The 241-nt window shown below is 37.8% G+C and carries 1 protein-coding gene; it reads left to right on the forward strand.

Annotated elements, in window-relative coordinates; genetic code table 11:
• On the forward strand, positions 1-241 hold a 241-nt coding region (locus SB764_RS44065; RefSeq protein ID WP_410867320.1), incomplete at both ends, for a hypothetical protein.

Genomic DNA, 241 nt, shown 5'->3' on the forward strand with positions numbered 1-241 from the left:
CCTCTACATTTGCAATGTTCCAATATTCTAATGCTCAGTTAAGAACGAATGGTTTTGCCAGTGGTAATATCCAAGGGCAGGCTCCATTTATGGATGCTTCTGGTGCAACGAATGGATTTAGTGATGATACTAACACTACAGATGGAAAAGGATTAGTTTTTCCTAGAACAAACTTAACAAACTTTACATTTGCATCACCAGTAGGTGATGAAGATAACTTTCCTACTGCCTATGATGGTAT

This window comes from Paraburkholderia sp. SIMBA_027 (genome assembly GCF_046535315.1).
Taxonomy (GTDB): domain Bacteria; phylum Pseudomonadota; class Gammaproteobacteria; order Burkholderiales; family Burkholderiaceae; genus Paraburkholderia; species Paraburkholderia tropica.